Origin of the sequence: Alteromonas sp. DY56-G5 (assembly GCF_041414725.1) — a bacterium.
Lineage (GTDB): Bacteria > Pseudomonadota > Gammaproteobacteria > Enterobacterales > Alteromonadaceae > Alteromonas > Alteromonas macleodii.
Map to the genome: position 1 here is coordinate 39120 of NZ_JANHZQ010000024.1, position 25217 is coordinate 64336.

General features: G+C 45.4%; 22 protein-coding genes. 17 read left to right on the forward strand and 5 right to left on the reverse strand.

What is annotated here, in order from left to right; genetic code table 11:
* Window positions 1-205 precede the first annotated feature (205 nt).
* Window positions 206-1891 carry an L-aspartate oxidase gene (gene nadB / locus NO989_RS12765; RefSeq protein ID WP_278347039.1) on the reverse strand — a complete coding sequence of 562 codons (1686 nt, stop codon included), beginning with the start codon at window positions 1889-1891 and terminating at the stop codon, window positions 206-208.
* A 197-nt stretch (window positions 1892-2088) separates the two neighbouring features.
* Between nadB and rpoE the strand changes: the two genes are divergently transcribed.
* The 10 genes from rpoE to NO989_RS12815 all read left to right on the forward strand — a co-directional run bounded on the left by rpoE (window position 2089) and on the right by NO989_RS12815 (window position 11577).
* Window positions 2089-2667, forward strand: a complete 579-nt coding sequence (gene rpoE, locus NO989_RS12770; protein WP_012518957.1) for an RNA polymerase sigma factor RpoE — start codon at window positions 2089-2091, stop codon at window positions 2665-2667.
* A 99-nt stretch (window positions 2668-2766) separates the two neighbouring features.
* Window positions 2767-3348, forward strand: coding sequence for a sigma-E factor negative regulatory protein (locus NO989_RS12775; RefSeq protein WP_014976995.1), 582 nt, complete (start codon window positions 2767-2769; stop codon window positions 3346-3348).
* Between the two features lie 124 nt (window positions 3349-3472).
* Window positions 3473-4657, forward strand: coding sequence for a MucB/RseB C-terminal domain-containing protein (locus NO989_RS12780; protein ID WP_014950107.1), 1185 nt, complete (start codon window positions 3473-3475; stop codon window positions 4655-4657).
* An 18-nt stretch (window positions 4658-4675) separates the two neighbouring features.
* Window positions 4676-5137 carry a SoxR reducing system RseC family protein gene (locus NO989_RS12785; RefSeq protein ID WP_131137719.1) on the forward strand — a complete coding sequence of 154 codons (462 nt, stop codon included), beginning with the start codon at window positions 4676-4678 and terminating at the stop codon, window positions 5135-5137.
* Between the two features lie 322 nt (window positions 5138-5459).
* A complete protein-coding gene (lepA, locus tag NO989_RS12790) occupies window positions 5460-7256 on the forward strand; it encodes a translation elongation factor 4 (RefSeq protein WP_014950105.1) in 1797 nt (598 codons plus the stop codon).
* On the forward strand, window positions 7256-8158 hold the full coding sequence (lepB, locus tag NO989_RS12795) for a signal peptidase I (RefSeq protein ID WP_014950104.1): 903 nt from the start codon (window positions 7256-7258) through the stop codon (window positions 8156-8158). Before lepA ends, lepB begins: the two co-directional genes overlap by 1 nt.
* The gene (rnc, locus tag NO989_RS12800; RefSeq protein WP_318488075.1) at window positions 8158-8844 is read left to right on the forward strand and encodes a ribonuclease III; all 687 of its coding nucleotides are present in this window, start codon (window positions 8158-8160) and stop codon (window positions 8842-8844) included. Before lepB ends, rnc begins: the two co-directional genes overlap by 1 nt.
* A 19-nt stretch (window positions 8845-8863) precedes the next feature.
* Window positions 8864-9775: a GTPase Era gene (gene era, locus NO989_RS12805; protein ID WP_014950102.1), complete on the forward strand. Its 912-nt coding sequence runs from the start codon at window positions 8864-8866 to the stop codon at window positions 9773-9775.
* Window positions 9776-10001: 226 nt separating this feature from the next.
* On the forward strand, window positions 10002-10640 hold the full coding sequence (gene pdxH / locus NO989_RS12810) for a pyridoxamine 5'-phosphate oxidase (protein ID WP_283626536.1): 639 nt from the start codon (window positions 10002-10004) through the stop codon (window positions 10638-10640).
* 115 nt (window positions 10641-10755) lie between these two features.
* Entirely contained in the window at window positions 10756-11577 is an 822-nt protein-coding gene (locus tag NO989_RS12815; protein WP_318488074.1) for a TatD family hydrolase, read from the forward strand.
* A gap of 17 nt (window positions 11578-11594) precedes the next feature.
* Here the strand turns inward: NO989_RS12815 and NO989_RS12820 are convergent, their stop codons facing one another.
* Window positions 11595-12311 (reverse strand): hypothetical protein, encoded by a 717-nt coding sequence (locus NO989_RS12820; RefSeq protein ID WP_014950099.1) that lies wholly within the window; start codon window positions 12309-12311, stop codon window positions 11595-11597.
* A gap of 118 nt (window positions 12312-12429) precedes the next feature.
* Between NO989_RS12820 and serB the strand changes: the two genes are divergently transcribed.
* Window positions 12430-13413, forward strand: coding sequence for a phosphoserine phosphatase SerB (gene serB / locus NO989_RS12825; RefSeq protein ID WP_318488072.1), 984 nt, complete (start codon window positions 12430-12432; stop codon window positions 13411-13413).
* Between the two features lie 171 nt (window positions 13414-13584).
* Here the strand turns inward: serB and NO989_RS12830 are convergent, their stop codons facing one another.
* Window positions 13585-16110, reverse strand: a complete 2526-nt coding sequence (locus NO989_RS12830) for a PilZ domain-containing protein (RefSeq protein WP_014950097.1) — start codon at window positions 16108-16110, stop codon at window positions 13585-13587.
* 190 nt (window positions 16111-16300) lie between these two features.
* Here NO989_RS12830 and radA point away from each other — a divergent pair, with 190 nt between their 5' ends.
* A complete protein-coding gene (radA, locus tag NO989_RS12835) occupies window positions 16301-17668 on the forward strand; it encodes a DNA repair protein RadA (RefSeq protein WP_014950096.1) in 1368 nt (455 codons plus the stop codon).
* A 108-nt stretch (window positions 17669-17776) separates the two neighbouring features.
* Here the strand turns inward: radA and NO989_RS12840 are convergent, their stop codons facing one another.
* Both NO989_RS12840 and ettA read right to left on the reverse strand, forming a co-directional pair.
* Entirely contained in the window at window positions 17777-18184 is a 408-nt protein-coding gene (locus NO989_RS12840; protein ID WP_014950095.1) for a PilZ domain-containing protein, read from the reverse strand.
* Between the two features lie 210 nt (window positions 18185-18394).
* Window positions 18395-20062, reverse strand: coding sequence for an energy-dependent translational throttle protein EttA (gene ettA, locus NO989_RS12845; RefSeq protein WP_014950094.1), 1668 nt, complete (start codon window positions 20060-20062; stop codon window positions 18395-18397).
* Between the two features lie 292 nt (window positions 20063-20354).
* Here ettA and lpxD point away from each other — a divergent pair, with 292 nt between their 5' ends.
* From lpxD to NO989_RS12870, 5 genes are all read left to right on the forward strand, one after another.
* Window positions 20355-21383 (forward strand): UDP-3-O-(3-hydroxymyristoyl)glucosamine N-acyltransferase, encoded by a 1029-nt coding sequence (gene lpxD / locus NO989_RS12850; RefSeq protein WP_014950093.1) that lies wholly within the window; start codon window positions 20355-20357, stop codon window positions 21381-21383.
* A 154-nt stretch (window positions 21384-21537) separates the two neighbouring features.
* The gene (glyA, locus tag NO989_RS12855) at window positions 21538-22794 is read left to right on the forward strand and encodes a serine hydroxymethyltransferase (RefSeq protein WP_014950092.1); all 1257 of its coding nucleotides are present in this window, start codon (window positions 21538-21540) and stop codon (window positions 22792-22794) included.
* A 98-nt stretch (window positions 22795-22892) separates the two neighbouring features.
* Window positions 22893-23342 (forward strand): transcriptional regulator NrdR, encoded by a 450-nt coding sequence (nrdR, locus tag NO989_RS12860; protein ID WP_012517538.1) that lies wholly within the window; start codon window positions 22893-22895, stop codon window positions 23340-23342.
* A 50-nt stretch (window positions 23343-23392) separates the two neighbouring features.
* On the forward strand, window positions 23393-24532 hold the full coding sequence (gene ribD / locus NO989_RS12865) for a bifunctional diaminohydroxyphosphoribosylaminopyrimidine deaminase/5-amino-6-(5-phosphoribosylamino)uracil reductase RibD (RefSeq protein ID WP_318488071.1): 1140 nt from the start codon (window positions 23393-23395) through the stop codon (window positions 24530-24532).
* A gap of 20 nt (window positions 24533-24552) precedes the next feature.
* Complete coding sequence (locus tag NO989_RS12870; protein ID WP_014950090.1) at window positions 24553-25215, forward strand: riboflavin synthase; 663 nt, start codon at window positions 24553-24555, stop codon at window positions 25213-25215.
* The last annotated feature ends 2 nt before the right edge of the window (window positions 25216-25217 follow it).

The window sequence follows — 25217 nt, forward strand, 5'->3', positions numbered from 1 at the left end:
CTAGTAAAGCGTCTGAACTTGAAAGGGAACAGACTGGTATAATACTGTGGACGGTGAAAAGAGAGCATGCTGTGATGCTCTCTTTTTGTTTGACGTGTTTTATTGAGCGCTAAATGATGCTGTGTGAATGTATTGTCCAGTTATTAAAAAAAGGCGCATTAACATTAGCGCCTTCTTTAGACTGATACAGATCTTACTTTATGCACTAGTCGGCATCGGCGAAGCTGTCTTGAGTAATTAGCGAGCCAACGTCAGCGCCTGACAGCTGTTTTCTGGGAATAAGTATTGTAGGAACGGGGTTGTCTAACTGTTCAGGATAGTCCAAATTAAAGTGTAACCCTCTGCTTTCCTTTCGCTCCATCGCGCATCGCACAATGAGTTCTGCAACCGTAACAAGGTTTCGAAGCTCTAGCAGGTTATTACTTACCCTGAAGTGTGAGTAATACTCAGTAATCTCTTGCTCTAATAGCTTAATGCGGCGCATGGCTCGTTCAAGGCGCTTATCAGTGCGTACAATACCTACGTAATCCCACATAAACAGCCTAAGTTCGTGCCAGTTATGTTGAATGATGACTTCTTCGTCAGAGTTAGACACTTGGCTCTCATCCCAAGGCGCAATAGACTCTTCACAGTCTGCACTGGGAAGATTTTTAATAATATCTTCCGCTGCAGCGCTGGCAAAAACCACACACTCAAGTAAAGAGTTAGATGCCATGCGGTTGGCGCCATGCAGACCTGTGTAGGCCACTTCACCGATTGCGTATACATTATTCAAGTCGGTTTTGGCATTAAAGTCGGTCATCACTCCGCCACAGCTGTAGTGCGCAGCAGGCACGACTGGGATAGGTTCACGGGTTATATCGATACCAAGCGAGCGGCACTTTCGATAAATATTAGGGAAGTGCTTAACGATAAAGTCAGCAGGCTTATGACTGATATCCAAGTACATGCAGTCAGCGCCCAATCGCTTCATTTCATAATCGATTGCGCGAGCGACTACGTCGCGCGGCGCAAGATCGCCACGCTCATCAAATTTGTGCATAAAGCGGGTACCGTCGGCGTGGCAGAGGTTTGCGCCTTCGCCGCGCAGCGCTTCTGTAATCAAAAAGTTACGTGCCTGCGGGTGGAATAAGCAAGTCGGATGAAATTGATTGAATTCCATATTGGCCACGCGACAACCCGCTCGCCATGCCATGGCAACGCCGTCACCGCTCGACACATCGGGGTTCGATGTATACTGGTACACCTTGCTACCACCGCCAGTCGCTAGCGCAACGAAAGGGGCGCGAATTACTTCAACGTGCTCTTGTTGTCTATTCCAAACATAAGCACCCACCACGCTGTTCTTTTCTTCCTTTGAAGGAATGAGATCAATGGCGTTATAGCGCTCAAATATGTGAATGTTTGGATGGGTCGATACCGCGTCGTTTAATGTAATTTGAAGCGCTTCGCCTGTGGCATCTGCAGCGTGAAGAATTCGCCGGTGGCTGTGTCCACCCTCGCGGGTAAGGTGAAAGCGCTCCTCACCAGATTCACTTTTTTCTGTATCAAACGGTACACCGTAGCTGATAAGCCACTCAAGTGACGCCTTTGCTCGTTCTGCAGTAAATCTTACGGCTGGCTCTTCGCAAAGCCCAGCACCTGCAGCAAGCGTGTCTTTTACGTGTGCGTCTATGGAGTCTTGTTCATCGAATACTGCGGCAATACCACCTTGTGCATAGCGGGTAGAGCCTTCATTGCGGTCACTTTTACTAAGTACAATAACCTGACAATGGTCGGCAAGCTTAAGCGCTAAGCTCAATCCTGCCGCGCCACTCCCAATAATCAATACGTCACAACGGTGTTCTATTGCATTTGATGTGGAAGTTAGTGAAGACGATACAGATTTCATGTATTTTTATATCAATTCAAACGAGCAAAGGTTCGGCAAGTCTAAAGGATGAGTAGCAAAACACAATCATTCTTGCCCCCTGGCCTAAGCATTTTTTAAAATATTTAATGCTTTTACAGAACTTTTGTAAAAAGAACGCGTCTATACACATGCTTGTTAGAGCTATTGTGTAGTTGAAGTAGGGAGTAATGGCTCGAATGAGCGAGCAGATAACCGACCAACAACTGGTCGAAAAAGTACAGCGTGGCGATAAAAATGCGTTCAACTTGTTGGTAACTCGTTATCAACATAAAGTGATGCATCTCGTTTCTCGCTATGTGAAAAATACCGGTGACGTTGCTGATGTAACGCAAGAAGCGTTTATCAAAGCATACCGTGCCTTACCTAATTTTCGTGGCGACAGTGCATTTTATACTTGGCTTTATCGCATTGCGGTAAACAGTGCCAAGAACTATCTTGTATCTCAAGGTCGCAAGCCGCCTGCAAGCGATGTCGATGCTGACGAAGCAGATTTCTACGAGGGTAGTGATGCATTAAAAGAGCAATCTACACCCGAGCGAAGCCTGTTATCTGAGGAAATTGAAGAAACCCTGTTTAAGGTAGTTGAGAAGCTGCCGGACGATTTACGTATGGCGATAACGCTGCGTGAAATTGAAGGGTTGAGCTATGAAGAAATCGCGAACGTAATGTCGTGTCCTGTGGGTACGGTGAGATCCCGTATTTTTAGGGCTCGCGAGGCGATTGATAAAGTTATTCAACCGTTGTTAGAAAATTAAAAAGAAATAAAATCAAAAAAAGATGAACTTTCTTTTTTCCACGATGACTAACAGCTGTGTTAGGGTAGTTAACGATCACTTTGATCTGGAAATGAATATATGACGCAACAGCAAGAAAAATTGTCCGCATTCATGGATGGTGAGATAGAAGGCAATGACATCATCGATGCGATTAAGCAAGATGAAGCGCTTCAGGCCAAATGGCAACGTTACCATGTGTATCGCGGTGCAATGCGAAAAGAAGCAAGTGTTGCTCCACAGTTGGACATCACCGCAAGCGTAGCAGCTGCGCTTGAAAACGAGCCAGCTATAGTCGCACCTAAACGCTCGCGCTGGCAGTCGATACCATTGATTGGCAATGTTGTTCCTTTTGCGAAGCAGTCAGGCCAGTTTGCAGTAGCTGCGTCGGTGGCAGTGGCAGTTATCTTTGGTGTTCAATACACTAATCAAGAAGCGCCTACCGAGCCATTTATGACAGCGCCAACGATTGCTCCTCAAGGTGGATTGTCTCCAGTGAGTTTGGAACAAACCAGAACGTTACCACGTAACGACATGAATGAAATGCTTGAGAAGAAGCGCAAAATTAATGCATTGATTGCTGATCATGAGCAGCAAATAAAGCTTAAGCAAGCGCAAGAGGACGAAGGTGAAAGCGAAACAAGTGGACCAGAGCGCCCATAAGTTATCGCAGCCAGTCAACATTAGTTGGAATGTGCTTTCGCAAGTAAATTGCGACTGACATACATTTCATATTTTAATCATACCAGCATATACTGCTGGTATGTTTGTTTTAAGGCAGGAAAAAATGCGCTGTAGTTCTATCCTTGCACTTTTTTTCATTTCGGGCGCGGCTATTCAGCCCACTATTGCCCAAACTACTTCGCTGAGCGAAGAAACGAAAGCTCCTATTGCCCCAGTCCAAAACGTGAATGATGGCGACGTTGAATTAGACGCTAACTCAGAATCAAACACGAGAGCTGGCCGACTAGATGAAGCTGATCAAGAAGAAGCAGTGCGAGAAGACGTGATTCAAGAGCAACTTGAACAAAGTCGAAGCGAGCAAAATGCATCTGCTTCTCGCACACGAGAGCCTCAATCGGCCAATCAGTGGCTAGCTGAACTTCAAAACATTATAACCAATGCCAATTTCCAAGTGTCTTTTGTGCAAACTATTGCAGGAAAGGAAACCGTTCCATATTTATGGCGCCACGGGATTATGGAAGATGGCTCTGAATTAGAGCAGTTAAATCTTCAAAATGGACCAGGCCGCGAGCTTATTCGTGTGAACGATGTGGTGAGTGTATTTGAGCCAGATGTACAACCCTATAGCTTGCGTTCAAAGCATATCAACGGCCCAATACCAAGCGTATTATTGTATCATCCTGAACAGCTTGCCGAAGCCTATGAGTTCGTCGCTGTGGGAAGAGCGCGGGTGGCAGGACGTTCAGCGCAACAAATTCGAATAGTCAGCCGAGATAACACGCGATTTGGTTATCAACTGTGGCTGGATGAGTCGTCTGGTATGTTGCTCAAACTGAATATGCTTGATTTGCAAGGGGCGCTATTAGAGCAGATTCAGGTCACGGCATTTGCGATATCGCCAGAGCCTGCTGATTATTTCTCACGAATTAATTCTGCGTCGTTACCCGCGCCCATGGCGCTGAGCAATACGCCAAATCGTGCACACAAATGGGATGTCACCTATTTGCCGGCTGGCATGCGAGAAATAAAGCAAGATACAAGACGATTGGCCTTAACAGGACAGATTGTAGAATATAAACTCTTTTCAGATGGATTGGTTGACGTATCTGTGTATGTTCAGCCTGCGGAAGATGCGTTAGGTGAAACGCTGGCGCTGCGCAATGAAGTGAGTACGTTCTTAACGTTAACAGACGGCAAAGCCCAGGTGACAGTGGTGGGAGAAATACCTTTGCAAACCGCTAACGCTATTGCTACGTCTTTACGCCCCGTCAGCAGTGTAAGTGAATAACCGCGCAATTGAGTAACAATGATAAGAGAAACCGCCACCGTAGTTGCCGTTAATGGCGATACGGTCACCGTAGAAGCAGCGATTAAATCGACCTGTAACGCATGCCAAGCACAAAGTGATTGTGGTACCGGCGTTATTTCTCGTGCGCTTGCACCGAAAACGCAGCAGTTGACGCTGCGCACTCCCATGCCTGTGCGGGTTGGCCAAGAAGTGACTGTAGGCATACCGGAAGCAGGTATTTTAAGTGCATCGGCTTGGTTGTATTTACTACCGCTCATAGCGTTTATCGGGGCATATTCGGTGTCTATATCATTACTTAGTAGTAACGGATTTACTCACGAGTTATGGGCCATGCTGCCAAGTGGGTTAGTAACCTTCTTTACCTATAAGCTAATTGCTTACAAGTTGCGTCGTGTAGAACGTACGAAATATCAACCTGTCCTATTGGGTCAACAAGATCACAGTGCAGTAGAACATTGATTTTTTGAAGGGCTTTACGCTGCTCAATGGTTTAATACGGGACTGCTCCATACATGCCGTTTTATACGAGGCCAATTTATACGAGATTATAGTGTTAACTCACGCTCATCAATGTAGCCAAGTTTTGAGATAGGCCGAGGAAGTCACGTCAGGTTGCCACTTCCATTCGTTATGTTTCTTGAAAGTAATAAATTTTCCACCACGCCAATTCGCTTTTCGCGCAAGAAATGGGTAAAATCCGCACGCGCTGCGTATAACCCTTTAAGCAAGGCAAGCAGCATTTTTTGTTTAATGAATTTTTCTGCAGGTAATTTCCAGCATTATGCAACAATCGCACATTCGTAACTTCAGTATTATCGCCCACATCGACCACGGTAAGTCTACGCTGTCAGACCGTCTAATCCAGCATTGTGGAGGGCTAACAGACCGTGAAATGGCTGAACAGGTTCTCGACTCAATGGACCTGGAAAAAGAGCGCGGTATTACTATCAAAGCGCAAAGCGTAACGCTGAACTACGAAGCGCGCGACGGTGAAACTTATCAGCTTAACTTCATCGACACTCCCGGACACGTTGACTTTACCTATGAAGTATCTCGTTCTCTTGCTGCCTGTGAAGGTGCGCTTTTGGTTGTTGATGCAGGTCAGGGCGTAGAAGCACAGACATTGGCAAACTGCTATACCGCCATCGAGATGGATATGGAAGTGGTGCCTGTACTAAATAAAATCGACCTGCCTCAGGCTGAACCAGACCGTGTTGCAGAAGAAATTGAAGATATTGTTGGTATCGATGCGCTGGACGCTGTGCGCTGCTCAGCAAAAACCGGTATCGGTATTGAAGATGTACTTGAAGTTATTGTAAATAAAATTCCGCCGCCAGAAGGTGACCGCGAAGCGCCACTTAAGGCGTTGATTATCGATTCTTGGTTTGACAACTATCAAGGCGTTGTTTCACTGGTACGTATTGTCGAAGGTCAGTTGACCAAGAAAGACAAAATTCAAATTATGTCAAACGGTCAAACGCATCAGGTTGACAAAATTGGTGTATTTACGCCTAAGCCACTCGATACAGGCACATTAAGAGCCGGTGAAGTAGGCTTTATCATTGCAGGGATTAAAGATATCCAAGGCGCGCCTGTGGGCGACACCATTACCTTGGCTCGCGAGCCAGCTGATGCAATGCTACCGGGCTTTAAAAAGGTTAAACCTCAGGTTTATGCCGGTATTTTCCCAATAAGCTCAGACGATTATGAAGATTTCCGTGACGCCCTGGCGAAATTAAGCCTGAACGACGCTTCACTATTCTATGAGCCAGAAAGCTCTGCAGCGCTAGGTTTTGGATTCCGTATTGGTTTCCTTGGCATGCTGCACATGGAAATCATTCAAGAGCGTTTAGAGCGTGAATATGACTTGGGTCTTATCACTACTGCGCCTACCGTAATATACGAAGTAGAAACGACCAAGGGCGAAACCCTTACCGTAGATAGCCCAGCTAAATTGCCTCCGGTAAATGATATCGCTGAAATTCGTGAGCCTATGGTTGAAGCCAATATTCTTGTGCCACAAGAGTATCTAGGCAACGTAATTACACTTTGCGTTGAAAAGCGCGGTATGCAAACCAACATGACATACCACGGTAAGCAAGTGGCGGTAACTTATGAACTGCCAATGGCAGAAGTGGTGCTCGATTTCTTCGACCGTTTGAAATCTACGAGCCGTGGTTTTGCATCGCTTGATTACAACTTTAAGCGTTTCCAGACATCAGACATGGTGCGTGTTGATATTCTTATTAACGGTGAACGTGTAGACGCGTTAGCAGTAATTACACATAGAGAAAACTCTCAAGGCCGTGGTCGTGAGCTGGTCGAAAAGCTTCGCGAGCTTATTCCACGACAAATGTTCGATATCGCTATTCAGGCGGCTATCGGTAACCATATTGTTGCAAGAAGTACAGTTAAACAGCTACGTAAAAACGTAATCGCGAAGTGTTACGGCGGTGACGTAAGTCGTAAGAAGAAACTACTTCAAAAGCAGAAAGAAGGTAAAAAGCGAATGAAGCAAGTGGGTAATGTTGAATTGCCACAAGATGCGTTCCTTGCAGTATTAAAGGTGGGCAAATAATGGCGAATTACTTCTCCTTGATTTTGGTGGCACTCACCTTAATAACAGGATTAATTTGGCTAGTGGATAGCCTAGTGTTTGCACCAAAGCGAAAAGCACGTTTACAGGCTGCGGCAACCGCAGAAGGAGCGGGCTATGGAGAAGATCCTCAACTGCCGTACCTTGTTGATACTTCGCAACAGATTTTTCCTGTAATCGCTTTCGTATTGGTATTGCGTTCGTTTTTATATGAACCATTTCAAATTCCTTCAGGCTCAATGATGCCCACTCTGTTAGTGGGTGACTTCATTTTGGTTGAAAAGTTTGCCTATGGCGTGAAAGACCCGGTTTTCAGAAGTAAGCTGATTGAAACTGGCGTTCCAGAGCGTGGTGATGTGGTGGTTTTCAAGTACCCTGAAGAGCCTTCAATAGACTACATTAAGCGCGTGATCGGTTTACCTGGCGATACTGTGGTTTATCAAAATAAACAGGTTTATATCAAACCGAAGTGTGAGACTGGCAACAACTGTCCTAAATTGAAAGCCGTACCGCTGACGTTCCAAGAGCGTGGTGAGTTTGTACAGGACATGGCGCAGCTTATGCGTTACACCGAAGATTTAGGCACGGTAGAGCACGACATTTTACGCCACCCAGTACGCGAGATTTCGCCGGTTAATTTTTATACCCAGCCTGGAACGCGCAGCAATGAGTGGATTGTGCCAGAAGGTCAGTATTTCGTGCTAGGCGATAACCGTGACAACAGCCGCGACAGCCGTTTTTGGGGTTTTGTGCCAGATGCAAACTTGGTTGGCAAAGCGGTGGCGATTTGGATTTCATTTGAATTTGAGCGCAGTCCGTCAGACTTCCTTCCAACTTGGGTACCAACAGGTGTTCGATTTGAGCGAGCAGGTGGCATTCATTAATGCAGGGAATTGATAAATATCGTCGTCTGTACAAGGCGATAGGCTACACATTTACCAATGAAGCTCTATTGGAACAAGCACTTACTCATCGCAGTGCGGCTAAACAGCACAATGAGCGACTAGAATTTCTGGGTGACGCTATTTTAGGCATGATTGTTGGGGAAACGTTGTTTAAGCGATTCCCAACTGTGCCAGAAGGCAAACTCACACGAATGCGCTCTACTTTGGTTAAAGGAGACACACTGGCAGAACTTGCAAAGGAAGCCAGTGTGGGTGAACTACTTAACTTAGGGCCCGGTGAGCTCAAAAGTGGTGGTCATCGCAGAAGTTCGATTTTAGCCGATGCAGTTGAAGCTATTTTAGGGGCTATTTACCTCGATTCCGGTATGGACGAGGTACGAGGCGTTATAGACCGTTTATGGGAAACCCGCATTAACAAACTAGACCCTAATGCCCACCCTAAAGACAGCAAAACTCGTCTTCAGGAGTTTTTACAAGGTCGTAAACAAGCGCTACCAACCTATGAAGTGCTGTCTATTTCAGGGAAAGATCATGCTCAGACTTTTGAAGTTAGCTGTCGGGTAGAAAGTCTACCAGAAGCGGTAGTGGCGTCTGGCAATAGCCGTCGAAAAGCAGAACAAGAAGCTGCTCGTTTAACATTGGAGAAGCTTGATGACAACGCATGATGAATCGAATTTGCCAGAAATGCCTGATATTCAAACTCGCTGTGGCCTAGTTGCCATAGTAGGTCGCCCTAATGTGGGTAAATCGACCTTGCTCAATCGCTTGCTAGGTCAAAAAGTAAGCATTACGTCGCGTAAGCCGCAAACCACGCGCCACCGCATTCTCGGTATAGATACCGATGGTGACTATCAAGCGATTTACGTTGATACCCCTGGACTTCACCAAGACGAAAAGCGCGCGATTAATCGCTACATGAACCGCGCGGCATCAAGCTCTTTGGCTGAGGTTGGTCTTGTGCTTTTCGTTGTTGAAGGCGATCGATTCAACGCCGAAGATGAAATGGTATTAAGTAAGGTTAAACAAGCAAACCTTCCTTGCTATCTCATCGTAAACAAGATGGATAAGGTTGAAGATAAAGAAAACTTTATGGTTCACCTTAAAAAGCTTGGCGAAAAGCACCCGTTTGAGCACATGATCCCTATCAGTGCTAAACAGGGCCGAATGGTTGACGAAATTAGAGAGTTAGTGGCCAAGTCGCTACCTAAAAGTGAGTTTTTCTTCCCGGAAGATTACATTACTGACCGCTCAAGCCGCTTTATGGCTGCTGAAATCATTCGCGAAAAGCTTATGCGCTTTACCGGCGATGAACTGCCTTACTCTACTACTGTGGAAATTGAGCAATTCAAAATGGCAGACAATGGTGTTTATCGTATCAGCGGTCTGATTTTGGTAGAGCGTGAAACCCAAAAACGCATGATCATCGGCAAAGGCGGAAAGCATTTGAAAACCATTGGTGAGCAAGCGCGTAAAGATATGGAAAACTTGTTCGACAACAAAGTATTTCTAGAACTTTGGGTGAAAGTGAAACAAGGCTGGGCAGACGATGAACGTGCTCTGCGCTCTCTAGGTTACGGTGACGACAGTAACTTCTAGTTCACGCTAATATTATCTTTATAACGCTAGTTAGCTGTAACTGGCGTTATATTAGCACGTTATATTAGCAAAGATAGTGAGTCAGCATTTTCGCCAAGTGGTGTAGCTGATGGCTTGTGGACAACTACCCCAGTTAGATGCGCTTATGTGGGCATTTACACGGTGGTTTATTTACTCGGTTTCAACACCTCTAGCAGGCACAACAACTTCTTTTTAGGAGCGGTATATGGCAATTTCAGATATGCGCAGGCAGTACTCAAAGGGCAGTTTGAGTGAGTCAGATATTACTTCAAGTCCATTTATCATGTTCGATAAATGGTTAAAAGACGCCATAGACGCCGGAATTCCTGATCCTACTGCAATGACGGTTGCCACCGTCGATGCCAGCGGCCAACCCTCTCAGCGTATCGTTTTGTTAAAAGATGTCAGTGAAAAGGGCTTTGTGTTTTTCACTAACTTAGGCAGCCGTAAGGCACAAGAGTTAGCGGTAAACCCTAAAGTGTCGTGCCACTTTCCCTGGTTTTTTATGGAGCGTCAGGTTCGCGTATGTGGCAGCGTTGAAAAGCTTTCTGTTTCTGAGAATGCTGCTTATTTCTTTTCGCGACCGAAAGACAGTCAGCTAGCAGCGTACGCGTCAAAACAAAGCAAACCTATTGGCAGCAGGGAGCTACTACTGACCCAGTTTAAGCAATTAAAAGATAAGTTTGCTAACAAAGAGCTTCCCGTGCCGGACTTTTGGGGCGGTTTCAGGATCGTGCCTCATCAAATTGAGTTTTGGCAAGGTGGAGAAGATAGGCTACATGACCGCTTTGAATACAACAAAACTGAAGATGGCGGGTGGGTAACACAGCGCCTTATGCCGTAGGGAATAAGTTCACCTTTCGTTCCCGCTAAAGTACTTCTCTAGAATGTGAGCCCGCTTAACTATTGAGCTTGTAGATAGCGTGCGGCGAGATAGGTAACAAGGAGGCATCTAAGCCGTGATTGATAGTCATTGCCATCTCGACTTACTTGCACAAAAGAAAGATCTTCGAGTAGCGTTAGAGAGTGCCAAAGCAGCAGGGCTTACCCGCATCATGGCGCCTAGCATTAATCCCGAATCTTGGCAGGCGTTACAAGCGCTCAATGAACGCTATGAAGGCCTTTTATCTATTGATACTGCGCTTGGACTCCATCCTTATTTTTTAACTGGCAGTGAGCTTGAAAAGCCAGAGCAAACACTCAAGAAGAGTCTTCGTCAACTTGAGGACGCTACGGCTAACTTGCACCCTTCGGTAAAAGCTTTGGGGGAAACAGGTATTGATGGGCATATAAGCGTGCCATTAGCGCTTCAAAAGGAAGCGCTACATAACCATTTGAAACTTGCCGATAAAGTATCGTTACCCGTAATTTTACATCACAGAAAAAGTCATCATCTGCTAGTTGAAGTATTGAAGCAAACCAAATACCAAGGTATAGGCGTTGTACATGCTTTTTCAGGAAGTATTGAAGCGGCCAAAGGGTATATTGAAAGAGGGTTTTACCTAGGTGTAGGCGGTACGATTACCTATGAGCGTGCTCAAAAAACACGAAACACCCTTGGTTTTTTGTTAGAACACCATTTTGATAAATTGCTTTTAGAAACGGATGCCCCTGATATGCCCATGTGCGGTAGACAAGGAGAAGCAAACGAACCTCGTTATTTATCAGATGTCGTTGATGTTATAAGCGACCGCTATGGCATGTCACATAAAGAAATAGTGTCCACCACCACAGTGAACTACACTCGACTATTTAATATTGATGCTGGAAGTGAAGCATAGACTTCCAAACTAGCTATCTAGCGCTTCTCTTTATTTCTTTTTGATTCGATTACCTGAATAAACCATGGACGAGATTTATAAAAGGCCCGGGTTAGGTAAATACCTAGCATGAGCGCTAAAAAGACGAGAATACACGCAATAAGAGCAAGCTGGTAACGCAATGTCAGTGGACTCTCGAGGACAGCCTGCGTGTTCATGTGAATATTCACATAACCTAGTAAATTTTCATTATCGTCAGTGATAACGCCAACATAGGTTAGCGGCGTTACACTTTGCGACTGACTCATCGACACCACACTGGCAATTTGAGGCAAAGGAGCAATATACCTCCCGTCCTTATCAAACACAGACAAGGCAAGAATGTGTGGCTCGTCGACCAAAATAGAGGCGACACTTTCAATATACTCCCGTTGAGTGAGAGTATCAGATAGCGCGGAATCTACATTGTTCTCAGTTTCCTGATTCGAAAGTGCGTCAGCGATAAAGGCAGGTTGTAGCAGTTTTGCATACTGCCTTGCTATGCTCTCACCAGAGAAGCGAGTTTGAACGGTAAGCCAGTCGTTTTGGTATTGTTGGAATAACAGAAGCAATACCACTATCAAAGCAAACACCGCACTCACTACTATTGTGTGGAACAATCGCTTTAGAACTGTGTACAACGAATGCGAGTCATTCTTTGTTTGTGAAGCTGCTTTGCTTAGCCCGTCTACCAATTCGCTTTTCCATAAAGTCACGAGGGTTGCCTAACAGTAGGATAATTCGAAATAATTTAAAAGGAGATATTTTATTAGTTAGCCTAATTGGTTAGCATTAGAGCACCATTTGCCAATCACCGCAGTTTCTGTGTGCGTTATGAAAGACACTCTTCTTAATAATATCGATAATGACGATATCCATTTAGCTTCTTTTTTGTCTCATGTAGTTAGCAATAGTCACAACGACAGTGCGTATTCACATACGTTAACCGTTATTGGTCAAGCTGTAACACCTTATCTACTGCACAGCGTTTTAATTAAACTCAACGATGTGTTTACTCCTTCTAGCGCTGCTTTCCATCATTTACACAAGCAAATGGGGGATGATGTAATAGAAATTAGAGGTGCTTTGCAAAACACTGAGCTTGAGCAGATTAAGCCACTGCTGGGCGACGTATCCAAGGCATATAATGTTGATGTTGGTTTGCAGGGCTCTCGCCCCTCATTGTCTGAGCCAGGACTACTGGTCATGGACATGGATAGCACTGTCATCGCGATTGAATGTATCGATGAAATAGCTAAATTGGCGGGTGTTGGCGAGCAGGTGTCAGAAGTTACCGCTAAGGCAATGCGTGGAGAAATTGCGTTTAATGATAGCTTAACGCATAGGGTGGCGTGCTTGGAAGGCGTGCCAGTTAGTCACCTTAATCAAATTCGTGACAGCATACCTATCATGCCCGGCATTCAAGCCTTGCTCACTCACTTGAAACAGTACAATTGGAAATTAGCGATCGCCTCAGGTGGGTTCACCTTTTTCGCTGACCACCTAAAAGCAAGGCTTGGACTCGATTTTGCCATTTCTAACACGCTTGCGGTGAAAGACGAGCAGCTGACTGGAAAAGTAGAGGGTGAAATTGTCAATGCAGACGTTAAGGCGCGAACCGTAAACGCCCTTGCCGAGAAGTGGCAAATTTCAGCCAAACAAACCGTTGCTATGGGTGATGGAGCTAACGATTTGGTAATGATGGCTGAATCAGCGCTAGGCGTGGCGTGTCACGGTAAGCCACTGGTTAATGAAAAGGCGGATGTGGCAATCCGCATTGGCAGTTTACATAGCCTTCTGTATTTTCTAGACAAGTAGTTAACGAGAGTCTGTAATACAAGTGCTAGTTTTGGGGCAATAAAACTAGCGCTTCACACTTTATCGATTACCTTTCACCAGCCACAAGTTTCCAAAATCTTGTGATTAAAATTCTCCCGTGATGGGTTTTAACCTACGGGCTCATTTAAATTGATAGGCTTTGCGATTTCACTACGCGTTGCGCGCAATGGCCTTAGGTTGAACCGCACTTTTTAACGTTTTATTGGCCGTGATGTCTTCCACTGTAAAGCCGTATCTTATAAGTACTTCATCTGTGACATCGACCAGGTGAGAGCACGCTGCAATACTCCACATTTTCTTCTCTAGCTCACGGGCCCGGTGCATGGCGTACATGGTGACATAATTGATTTCCGTTTGCAGCATAGTCATGTCTGGCTTGCCGGTTGTGGTTAGCATGACATGAATAGCCACGAACTGGCCGCGAACCATAGCTTCTCTAATAAATGCTCGGCGCTGCTCGTTATTTTCGAATTTATCGGAATAGCGAGGAATGATCGCCATTCGCGGCTCTTTTTGTGATGCATCGAATGAGATAAATAATTCCTGTCGCAACGGCATATTTTCAAGCTTAACGGCCTTAATGCCACTTTGTACAAAAGGTATATCTTGTTTTCTGTCTCTAAAGAGAAACTCTAAATTCACTTGCCCACGTTCGGCGTATTGCGTGGTTAGGGTGGTTATGCGTTCGTCCTGCTTTCCAACAATACAAGCCTGTGGAGTGTAGCGAACACCTTCCTTACTCATTAAGAAGGATAGGGAAGTAGCGTTTCGCGCATTAATACATCGAAGCGCCTGTCCCATGCCTGGTACTTCTTCTTCGTCGTTCTCTACTTTAAGGCTGCCTTTGTTCTTTTTAATCAGTTCTTCAAAGAAGTTTCTAGCACTTTTGCCTTCGTCGCCCGGCATAGTTTTTAAATGAAGAATGTTCTTGTCGACATTGTGATAAATGATTTCGTATTGCAAATGCATGACATCAAAGGAACTGGCAATTTCTTGCAGACGAGGGAAAGCGACTTCTACTTTGCCCTCTAAATTACCTTTATATTCTTTGCTCAACTCTATACGAAGTCCAAGTCCATGCACCGAAATATCTTCGCTGATCCCTTTGTGCACCAGTTCTTCATTATTGAAGCGAGCTTCAATTTGGGTTCTCAGCTGATAGCGACTTTCAATGCGTTGCTCTTCATATTTAAACCTGACAACCTGAACATTCGAAGGAGCGCGATTGCGCGGATGCCCAAAATTTCGCAGATGAGAGAGGTTTTCTCGATTAAACTTAAACTCGTTGTAGGTCTCTTGCCCTGTTACTGAGGTTACATCGGTTACGTGTGCCAAGAATCGCAGGTTTTTCAGCTTTGACATTAGTCGAGCCGATGGCGGAGTGTTCAGTTTTTTAACTTTATTACCGACAGAATCCGGAATGGAAAGCGGAATATGGGCCTGCTCAGGGTCAACCTCTGTTAAGGTTATTTTAAATACACGCCAACTCGCTTTTTTAGAGCCAAACCCTAAAAATACTCGGGTTAGTACGTCTTTTTGCAAGAGTTCCTCGTAAGACGCTGAGTAAAAGTAGACCTTGTCGTTCTGCAAATGAGTAAAACTAAATACGAAAATCTCTCTTACTTCTTCTGACTTCTGCAATAAGCGCATAAGCCTTTCCTGGGTGAGTAAGAAGTTCAATCGACAGTTATCGTCTTCGTCTTGCCAATACTGTACGGTTTCGCGGTTCACTTCGTTAACCATAGCAAACCGGGGAACCAGCGTTTTATTAATGACGTCTATATACACCGGCAGCGTGGGGCTACGCGGCGAAAAGTACTGCTCACAAATTTTACTGGTAATCGCCTCAATCGTATTGCTCATATTAACTTTATATCGGCGTTTATTGCCGTGTATAAAGCTTTCTAAGAATTTGTCGAATGCGGGGCTTGGCTTTTCTTTATCTCGTTGCAAGGCAAGATAGTTAACATCGTTTTTAGTTATTATCTTTACGAGCTTATATGCAATGCCATTCTTTTTGTCCATGGCAAATTCATTCTCTAAGCCCCTAAAGAATATAAACAGCGTTTCTCCTTTTTTGAAAAACGCGTCTTTAGAGAGTTTTACCTGCAAGCCTTCAAGAGATATATCAACACTCAAACCGCGCATTGATTGATTGGCGCTATTAAATAACTCTACAGCCACAGCGAAGTTCATGCGTTCAGTGTTGCGCTGTCTGTAATCAAGCAGGTTTACGGTAGGAACTTTAAACTGCTCCAATACTGCCGAGCGCTTTTTGAGTTCAGGATTTTCTTTATCAGCGCGTTCTTGTGCGAGTTCTTTTTCGCGCATTAAGCGAAAGTTGTTTTCGGTGTTTTGTACCGCTTCGTAAACACCGTAAGTATATCGGCCAAATACCCTCAACTGCTCTTCAAACTTGTCAACAGCGACGTCATCCATGTAATGGCTACGTCCTTCGTGTACATATTTATTGCACTTTCCGTCAACATGACCACGCAAGTCTATGGTGCGCATACAGGGTTTGGCTAGGCGTTTCACTTCCATTTTGATGAGGAAGCGCTTTTCTTTCGGCACATCAGATGCAGTTTGAAGCAATACCTGGTTAAACTCAGGCTCATTAACCATGGGCTTTAGCTGTTCAATAATATCAGCATATTGCTTTAAATCTTGACTCATGAATGCGCAACTTTGTTGTTTAGTATCATTATTTTAGTTGTTATCGGCAAATCAGCAAAACTCATTAACCCGTAAAGTCGTTATACTTTTGTACCAGTTTTACTGGAGGAGAACTGACCTTAGGTTTGTGCTTATTTCACCGTTGTTAAGTGTTAGAATACTCTTTTTAAGCAATGGATAAAACTGGAATATGGCAAAACGTAAAACTGCTTATGTGTGTTCTGACTGCGGTGCAGAGTTCCCTCGCTGGCAAGGTCAATGTTCGGAGTGTAAAGCGTGGAATACGATAAGTGAGTTTGTGGTTGCAAGTGCCAAAAGTGTCGCACGCCAAACCACGTCAGGCTATGCAGGGCAAACCGCTGCCAAAATTGAGACATTAAATGCAATAGATCTCGAATCACTACCGCGATTCTCGTCAACATTTAAAGAGCTAGATAGAGTGTTAGGGGGCGGGATAGTCCCTGGGGCAGCTATGTTAATTGGTGGCTCGCCAGGTGCAGGCAAGAGTACGCTTCTGCTTCAAGTAATGTGTCAGATGGCAAAAAGTGAAACCGCGCTTTATGTCACGGGGGAAGAGTCGCTTCAGCAAGTCGCCATGCGAGCAAAGCGCTTAAATCTACCTGACGACAAGCTGATGATGTTAGCCGAAACAAACGTGGAAACTATCTGCGATTTAGCCCTTACGAAAAAGCCTAAAATTATGGTTATCGACTCTATTCAGGTGATGCATGTGTCAGACGTTCAGTCTGCGCCAGGCAGTGTGTCGCAAGTACGAGAAAGCGCGGCGTATTTAACGCGCTTTGCCAAGCAAAATCATATTGCTATGTTCATTGTTGGCCATGTAACAAAAGACGGTAACTTGGCGGGTCCGAAAGTTCTTGAGCACTGTATCGACAGCTCTATGATGCTGGAAGGAGAAAGTGATGGTCGCTACCGTACGCTTCGAAGTCATAAAAACCGCTTTGGTGCGGTAAATGAGCTCGGCGTGTTTGCCATGACAGAAAAAGGCCTTAAAGAGGTAAGCAACCCATCGGCCATATTCTTAAGTCGAGGTGACAATGAAACGCCAGGGTCTAGCGTTATGGTTATCTGGGAGGGCACCCGCCCGTTACTTGTAGAAATACAGGCGTTGGTAGACTATTCGCAGATGTCGAACCCAAGGCGAATCGCTGTAGGGTTGGATCAGAACCGTTTGTCGATGCTGCTCGCGGTTTTGCATCGCCATGGCAATGTGCAAATGAACGATCAAGACGTTTTTGTCAACGTGGTAGGTGGTGTAAGAGTATCAGAGACCAGTGCAGACTTAGCCTTATTATTGGCCATGATTTCAAGCTTTAGAAATCGCTCGCTGCCCAGAGATTTAATTGTATTCGGCGAAGTCGGGCTAGCCGGCGAGATTCGCCCGGTTCCTAACGGAACGGAACGCATTATCGAAGCAGCGAAACATGGTTTTAAGCGGGCGATCGTGCCAAAAGCCAATGCGCCTAAGCAAGCCATTAATGGTATGAAAGTGGTGCCGGTAGCGCGCTTATCTGAGGCGTTAGACGCGCTTGAGTAATGCGAAAGGCTGAACATTTAAGTAAAGTGTTGACGGTGCCTGTTAAATTGAAAGGCCTATTAAATGGGCCTTTCCTGCATTAAACGAGTGAAACGCGTTTTTTAAAGGTTAATGTGGCGCCTGATAAACCGCATCAACTAATGCATTCAGGTCTTTCTCTTCAATACTGGCGTCGTCGCTGTTTAAAGTAATTAAACGACGAAGGGCGCTAATGCTGTCTACATCCATTCGCTCAACTTTACAGCCTAATGAAACCCGTTCTTTTCTACTGTCGGCATGACGATACAACTGCGAAATAGAAAGGGTTATTACAGGACTGTCTTCATTTGCTTGGAAGGTAGCAGTGTAAGGGTCGTGACTGTCAAAAGGTAAGTGTGACAACGCCGTTTCGGTAGCTTGAAGTTTAATGCCTTGAAGCGATACGTCGCTGACTACCACATCAATACTAACGTCATTGTGTGCCAGTGTGCCATTTACATTCAGTGACACCCGTTGAAATTGGCGCTTATCCGTCATTTTTCAAATACCCAGTTATCATTAACGCTGTTATATCAGTCCGCGTAGATAATTGCCCACTGAGTGGGTAATGACCTATGCGGACTGGTATTAGTATTGGCTAATTTGCGTGGGTTCGCAATGAAAAGCGAACAAATAAAAAAGCCGCTATCAGCGATAGCGGCTTTAGGCGTAAAGCAGAGGTACAGATCTTACATCTCTGAATTTGTGTTATTTAGACATACGCTTATATTTAAGGCGGTGCGGTTCAACCACATCTTGTCCAAATTCTTGCTTCAACCAGCTTTCGTAGTCTGAGTAGTTACCTTCGAAGAAGTTGATGTTACCTTCATCGCGGTAATCCATAATGTGTGTTGCTACACGGTCTAGGAACCAACGGTCGTGCGAGATAACCATGGCACAGCCTGGGAACTCCAACAACGCGTTTTCCAAAGCGCGAAGTGTTTCTACGTCTAGGTCGTTGGTTGGCTCATCCAGTAGCAATACGTTACCGCCTGCTTTAAGCAGTTTCGCAAGGTGAACACGGTTACGCTCACCACCTGACAAGTCTTTGATGAACTTCTGCTGGTCGGTGCCTTTAAAGTTAAAACGGCTGCAGTAGGCGCGGCTGTTAATTTCAAAGTTACCAATGCGAATAATGTCTTGTTCGTCAGAAATTTCTTTCCACACGGTGTTGTTTTCGTTCATGTGGTCGCGGAACTGTTCTACCGCAGCAATTTGAACGGTTTCACCTAAATCGATGGTGCCTGAATCAGGTTGCTCAGCACCGGTAAGCATTCTGAACAAGGTTGATTTACCCGCGCCGTTAGGGCCTACGATACCTACAATGGCACCCTTTGGTACTTTAAACGTTAAGTCGTCGATAAGTACGCGATCGCCATACGACTTTTTAAGGTTGCTTACTTCAATAACCTTGTCACCTAAGCGTTCACCTGGTGGAATGAAAAGCTCATTGGTTTCATTACGCTTTTGGTAATCGCTGGTAGATAGTTCTTCAAAGCGGGCCATACGAGCTTTACTTTTAGCATGACGACCTTTCGGGTTTGAGCGTACCCACTCAAGTTCCTGTTTCATGCTCTTCATACGTGCCGTTTCGGTACGCTCTTCTTGCTCAAGTCGGTTTTCTTTTTGCTCCAACCAAGAAGAGTAGTTACCTTCCCACGGAATACCTTCACCACGGTCAAGTTCTAAAATCCAACCTGCAACGTTATCAAGGAAGTATCTATCGTGGGTAATAGCGACTACCGTACCTTCATAATCGTGAAGGAAACGCTCTAGCCATGCGACTGATTCTGCGTCTAAGTGGTTAGTGGGTTCGTCTAGAAGCAACATTTCAGGCTTTTCTAGAAGTAGGCGGCACAGCGCTACACGGCGGCGTTCACCACCAGATAGTTTGCTAACGTCCGCATCCCACGCTGGAAGGCGAAGGGCATCAGCAGCACGCTCTAATGCATTTTCTAAGTTGTGGCCATCTTTGGCTTGAATAATAGCTTCTAACTCGCCCTGCTCTTTAGCAAGGGCGTCAAAATCAGCGTCTGCTTCTGCATAAGCTGCATATACTTCATCTAGGCGAGTTAATGCGTGTTTAACGTCGGCGACGGCTTCTTCTATATTGCCGCGAACATCTTTTGTTTCATCAAGCTGAGGCTCTTGTGGAAGGTAGCCCACTTTTAAGCCCGGTTGAGGACGCGCTTCACCTTCGATGTCGGTATCTACGCCGGCCATAATGCGAAGTAAGGTAGATTTACCTGCACCGTTTAGACCTAGCACACCAATTTTGGCGCCTGGGAAAAAGCTAAGTGAGATATTTTTTAGAATGTGTCTATTAGGTGGGACGATTTTGCCCACGCGATGCATACTGTAAACGTATTGCGCCATGCTCTATCCTCGCTGAATAAGCGGTGAAAAATAAAAAAGTGATTGTGGTCTATTCTACTCGTAACAGGGTAGTTTGTGCCAGTTACTTACGCTTAGTGTATTTGTGCTTGGCGATATTTTAATCACTCATGCCAAAAAGATCGATTTATGCATCGGTTGGCGAGTTGATTTAAGGTAAACTTGTTTTTATAAGCATGAGTAAACATGGGCTTTAGGGTGAGCTAGCAAACAGCAATAAAGAACCCAAAGCGATAGACTCAACACTATTCATATCTCTGAACAGGTAATTATGATGACCGCTATGAGTAAACGCACATACAGTCTGGAAGAGCTTGCCAAACATGTAAGTGGGGAAGTGCAGGGCGATGGAAACATTACTATCTCTGCAGTAGGTACGTTATCCGGTGCAGCATCGCACCAAATTTCGTTTCTAACAAATCCTAAATACAAGCCGCAGTTAAAAGATACTCAGGCTGGTGCGGTAATTCTGCACAAAAACTTAAAAGATGATAGCCCAGTTCCAGCGTTGGTTGTGGCAAACCCTCATGCAGCGTTCGCCCTTATCGCTCAGTTGTTTGATACTACTCCAGCGGTAGCGACAGGTATTGCTGAGACAGCGGTTATTGCGCCATCTGCCCGCATCGGCAGTGATGTATCGCTAGGCCACAATGTAATCATTGAAGAGAACGTGGTTTTAGGCGATAGAGTTACTGTAGGCGCGAATACGGTTATTCGTAGAGGTACCCATATTGGTGAAGGCTGTACCATTCACCCGAACGTAACTATCTATCATGACGTTGTGATTGGTAAGCGCGTGACAATTCATAGCCAAACAGTTATTGGTGCGGCAGGCTTTGGTTACGCAAACGATAAAGGCGTTTGGATCCCTATTCCACAAACAGGGTCGGTTCGCATTGGTGACGACAGTCAGATTGGCGCAAGCAGCAGCATTGACCGCGGCGCCATGGAAGATACGATTTTAGGCACTAACGTTATTATCGATAACCAAGTACAAATTGGCCACAACTGTATTATTGGTGATCACTCTTGTATTTGCGGCGCTACAGGTATTGCTGGTAGCTGTCATATCGGCAAGCACGTTATTATCGGTGGTGGAGTGGGCATTAATGGCCATATTAGCATTTGCGATAATGTTCAGGTGACTGGCTATACCATGATTGTACAAGATATCACTGAACCGGGTGTTTATTCTTCTGGCCAGCCAGCACAAACCAACCGTGACTGGCGCAAAAATACGGTTCGCCTTGCCAAAATTGGTAGTTTATTTGACCGTGTTAAAGCCCTGGAAAAACAGGTCTGATCTCGCGCTGGCGCAGGTATTTCGTTAAACCTGCGCCATTTATATTAATTTGGTCACAAAGCGGTATACAAGCCCCCGAAAATGACTAGAATATGGCTCGAATTTGAGCAATCAGTGCGTAACGCCATATAAAAACCGCAGTTAAGGAGCCCCCATGTTTTCTCGCGAAATGAATATAGCCGACTTCGATCCTGAATTAGCCGATGCAATGTCTAAAGAGGTTGAGCGTCAAGAACATCACATAGAGCTAATTGCCTCTGAGAACTACTGTAGCCCACGTGTAATGGAAGCACAGGGTTCGCAGCTTACTAACAAGTACGCGGAAGGCTACCCAGGCAAGCGTTACTACGGTGGTTGTGAGCACGTAGACGTTGTTGAACAACTTGCTATCGATCGTGCAAAAGCACTATTTGGTGCAGACTACGCGAACGTTCAACCGCACGCTGGTTCACAAGCTAACTCTGCCGTATTCATGGCACTACTTGACGCAGGCGATACGGTATTGGGAATGAGCCTTTCTGAAGGTGGTCACCTTACTCACGGTTCACACGTAAACTTCTCTGGTAAAACCTACAATGCTGTACAGTATGGTCTGAACAAAGAAACCGGTGAAATCGATTACGCTCAGGTTGAGGCACTTGCTAAAGAGCACAAGCCGAAAATGATTATCGGTGGTTTCTCTGCGTATTCTGGCATTGTTGATTGGGCAAAATTCCGTGAAATCGCTGATAGCGTTGGCGCTTACTTGCTCGTAGATATGGCGCACGTAGCAGGTCTTGTAGCTGCGGGCGTTTATCCAAACCCGCTTCCTCACGCTCACGTGGTAACAACGACTACTCATAAAACCCTTGCTGGCCCACGTAGTGGTTTAATCCTTTCTTCATGCGGCGATGAAGCGATTTACAAAAAGCTAAACAGCTCTGTATTCCCAGGCAACCAAGGTGGCCCTCTTTGCCACGTGATCGCAGCTAAAGCGGTTGCATTCAAAGAAGCCCTACAGCCAGAATTTAAAGTATATCAGCAGCAGGTTGTTGCAAATGCGAAAGCTATGGTTTCTGTAATGCAAGAGCGCGGTTATAACATCGTTTCTGGCGGTACTGACAACCACTTGTTCCTTCTTGACCTTATCGACAAGGACATCACGGGTAAAGATGCTGACGCAGCGCTTGGTGCCGCAAATATTACGGTAAACAAAAACTCAGTGCCAAATGACCCGCGTTCACCGTTTGTAACCAGCGGTCTTCGTATTGGTAGCCCAGCGATTACTCGCCGTGGTTTCAAAGAAGAACAAGCTAAGCAAGTTGCAACATGGATTTGCGACATTCTAGATAACATGGGCGATGAGTCTGTTATCAAACGTGTTCAAGACGAAGTGGTTGCACTTTGCGCACAATTCCCTGTTTATAAATAAATAGGTTTGTGTTTTATTGCGTACTTTGGTACTAATGCTGGACTAACTAGTCTAGGTTCAATTTAGATACCTAAGTACGCAATATTTAAGGATTATTCATGTTTTGCCCGTTTTGTTCAGAACAAGAAACAAAAGTCATTGATTCTCGTTTGGTTGCAGAAGGGCAACAGGTGCGTAGACGCCGTGAATGTATGGTGTGTCACGAGCGCTTCACGACCTTTGAAAGTGCCGAACTCGTGATGCCTCGCGTTATTAAACGCGATGGTTCTCGTGAACCGTTTAACGAAGATAAACTTCGTGCAGGCTTGCAACGCGCACTCGAAAAGCGCCCTGTGAGCACAGAAAAAGTTGAACAATGTATCCTCTCACTTAAGTCACAGTTGCGCGCAACCGGTGAACGCGAAGTGAGCAGTGAATTGCTCGGCAACCTAATTATGAAAGCCCTCAAAGAACTCGATAAAGTTGCTTATGTCCGGTTCGCCTCCGTTTATCGCTCTTTCGAAGATATTCGTGAATTCGGAGAAGAGATTGCGCGATTAGGAGATTAAGTCGGCGACCTCTCAAGCGTCAGGCACTTAGGGCTACAACAGGAATCCAAGTGAACCACGATACGGTTAAAAACGATTATTTTTGGATGGCAAAAGCCATTCAGCTTGCCCAACAAGGGCGTTTTACCACTTCTCCTAACCCTCGCGTAGGCTGTGTAATTGTTGACGAAAACAATCAATTGCTTGGTCAGGGATATCACATTCAAGCTGGCACACCCCATGCCGAAGTGCATGCATTAAGACAAGCATCTAACGCACGTCCGCAGGGCGCAAAGGGCGCGACGGCATACGTTACACTTGAACCTTGTAGTCATTTTGGTCGCACACCGCCTTGCGCTGTTGCCTTGGTAGAAGCAAAGGTAGCGCGTGTTGTTATTGCTATGACCGACCCGAATCCAAACGTATGCGGTAACGGTATTAGCATTCTGCAGGAAGCAGGCATTGAAGTGGTAAGCGAAGTGATGGCTGCTGAGGCCGCAGCGCTAAACCCTGGGTTTATTAAACGCATGCTTACCGGTAAGCCCTTTGTTCGCGTGAAATTAGGCATTAGCCTAGATGGAAAAATAGCCCTTCAAAATGGGGTGAGTCAGTGGATTACTGGAGCAGAGGCAAGACGGGATGTGCAACAGTATCGTGCACAAAGTTGCGTGGTGCTCACAGGCTCAGGTACGGTGAAAGCCGATAACCCTAGTTTGTTGGTTAGAGAACAAGAAGCACAGTTCACTAATTATCCTCTGGAACACATTCGTCAACCTGCCCGTGTTGTTATCGATGGCAAAAGCGCGCTTAGTCGAGGCTACGCATTGTTTAATGACGGCAACCTAACCTTAACTGCTACATCGCAAGCCCACCCAGATACGGCAACACAGCACTATCTTTCGGTAGATGAAAAAGGCGGTAAACTCAATTTACATTCACTTATGTCAGCACTAGGCGATAAGCAATATAATGAAGTGTGGGTGGAAGCAGGCCCAGGCCTTGCCGGTGCATTATTGCAAGAAGGGCTGGTGGATGAACTTATTTGCTACCAAGCGCCTAAGCTTTTAGGTGATAAGGGAGTCAGTATGGTTAATTTACCCGCGTTCACGTCGCTAAATGAATGTATTTCGCTTTCGCTTATTGAAAATCGTCAAGTGGGTAACGATATTAAGCTTATCTTCCGTCCTGATGTTAGCAACACCCGTGGTTAACGCGATTAAAGAGGAACTTTATGTTTACTGGAATTATTCAAGCGCTAGGTACAATTAAGAAGCTTGATAACCGTGGCAACGATATTCGACTTACCGTTTCATCGCCTACGCTTGATATGTCTGATGTCGCACTCGGCGACAGTATTGCGACCAATGGTGTTTGCTTAACAGTTACTGATATGGGCCCCGATTATTATTGTGCAGATGTGTCGGCAGAGACCATCAAATTAACGGGCTTTGCACATTACAGCGCAGGCTCTACGGTGAATCTTGAGAAAGCGATGCGTCCAAGCGACCGTTTAGGTGGTCATATCGTTTCCGGTCACGTTGATGGTGTAGGCGAAGTTACACAAATTATTAAGCACTCAGACTACGTAGAGTTCTGGGTAAAAGCGCCAGAAGCCTTGGCTAAATATATTGCGCATAAAGGCAGTATCACCGTTGATGGTATCAGCTTGACAGTTAATGAAGTTAACGGTGCAGAATTTATGCTTTGGATCATTCCTCATACGTTGCAAGAAACCATTATGGGGAGCTATAAAGTGGGCACAGCGGTGAACCTAGAGGTTGATGTTATTGCGCGCTATTTAGAGCGATTGATGCTGGGCGACAAAGCCGCCGAGCCAAAAAGCAAAGGCATTGACATGGCATTTCTTGCCGAGAACGGATTTTTAAGAAAATAACC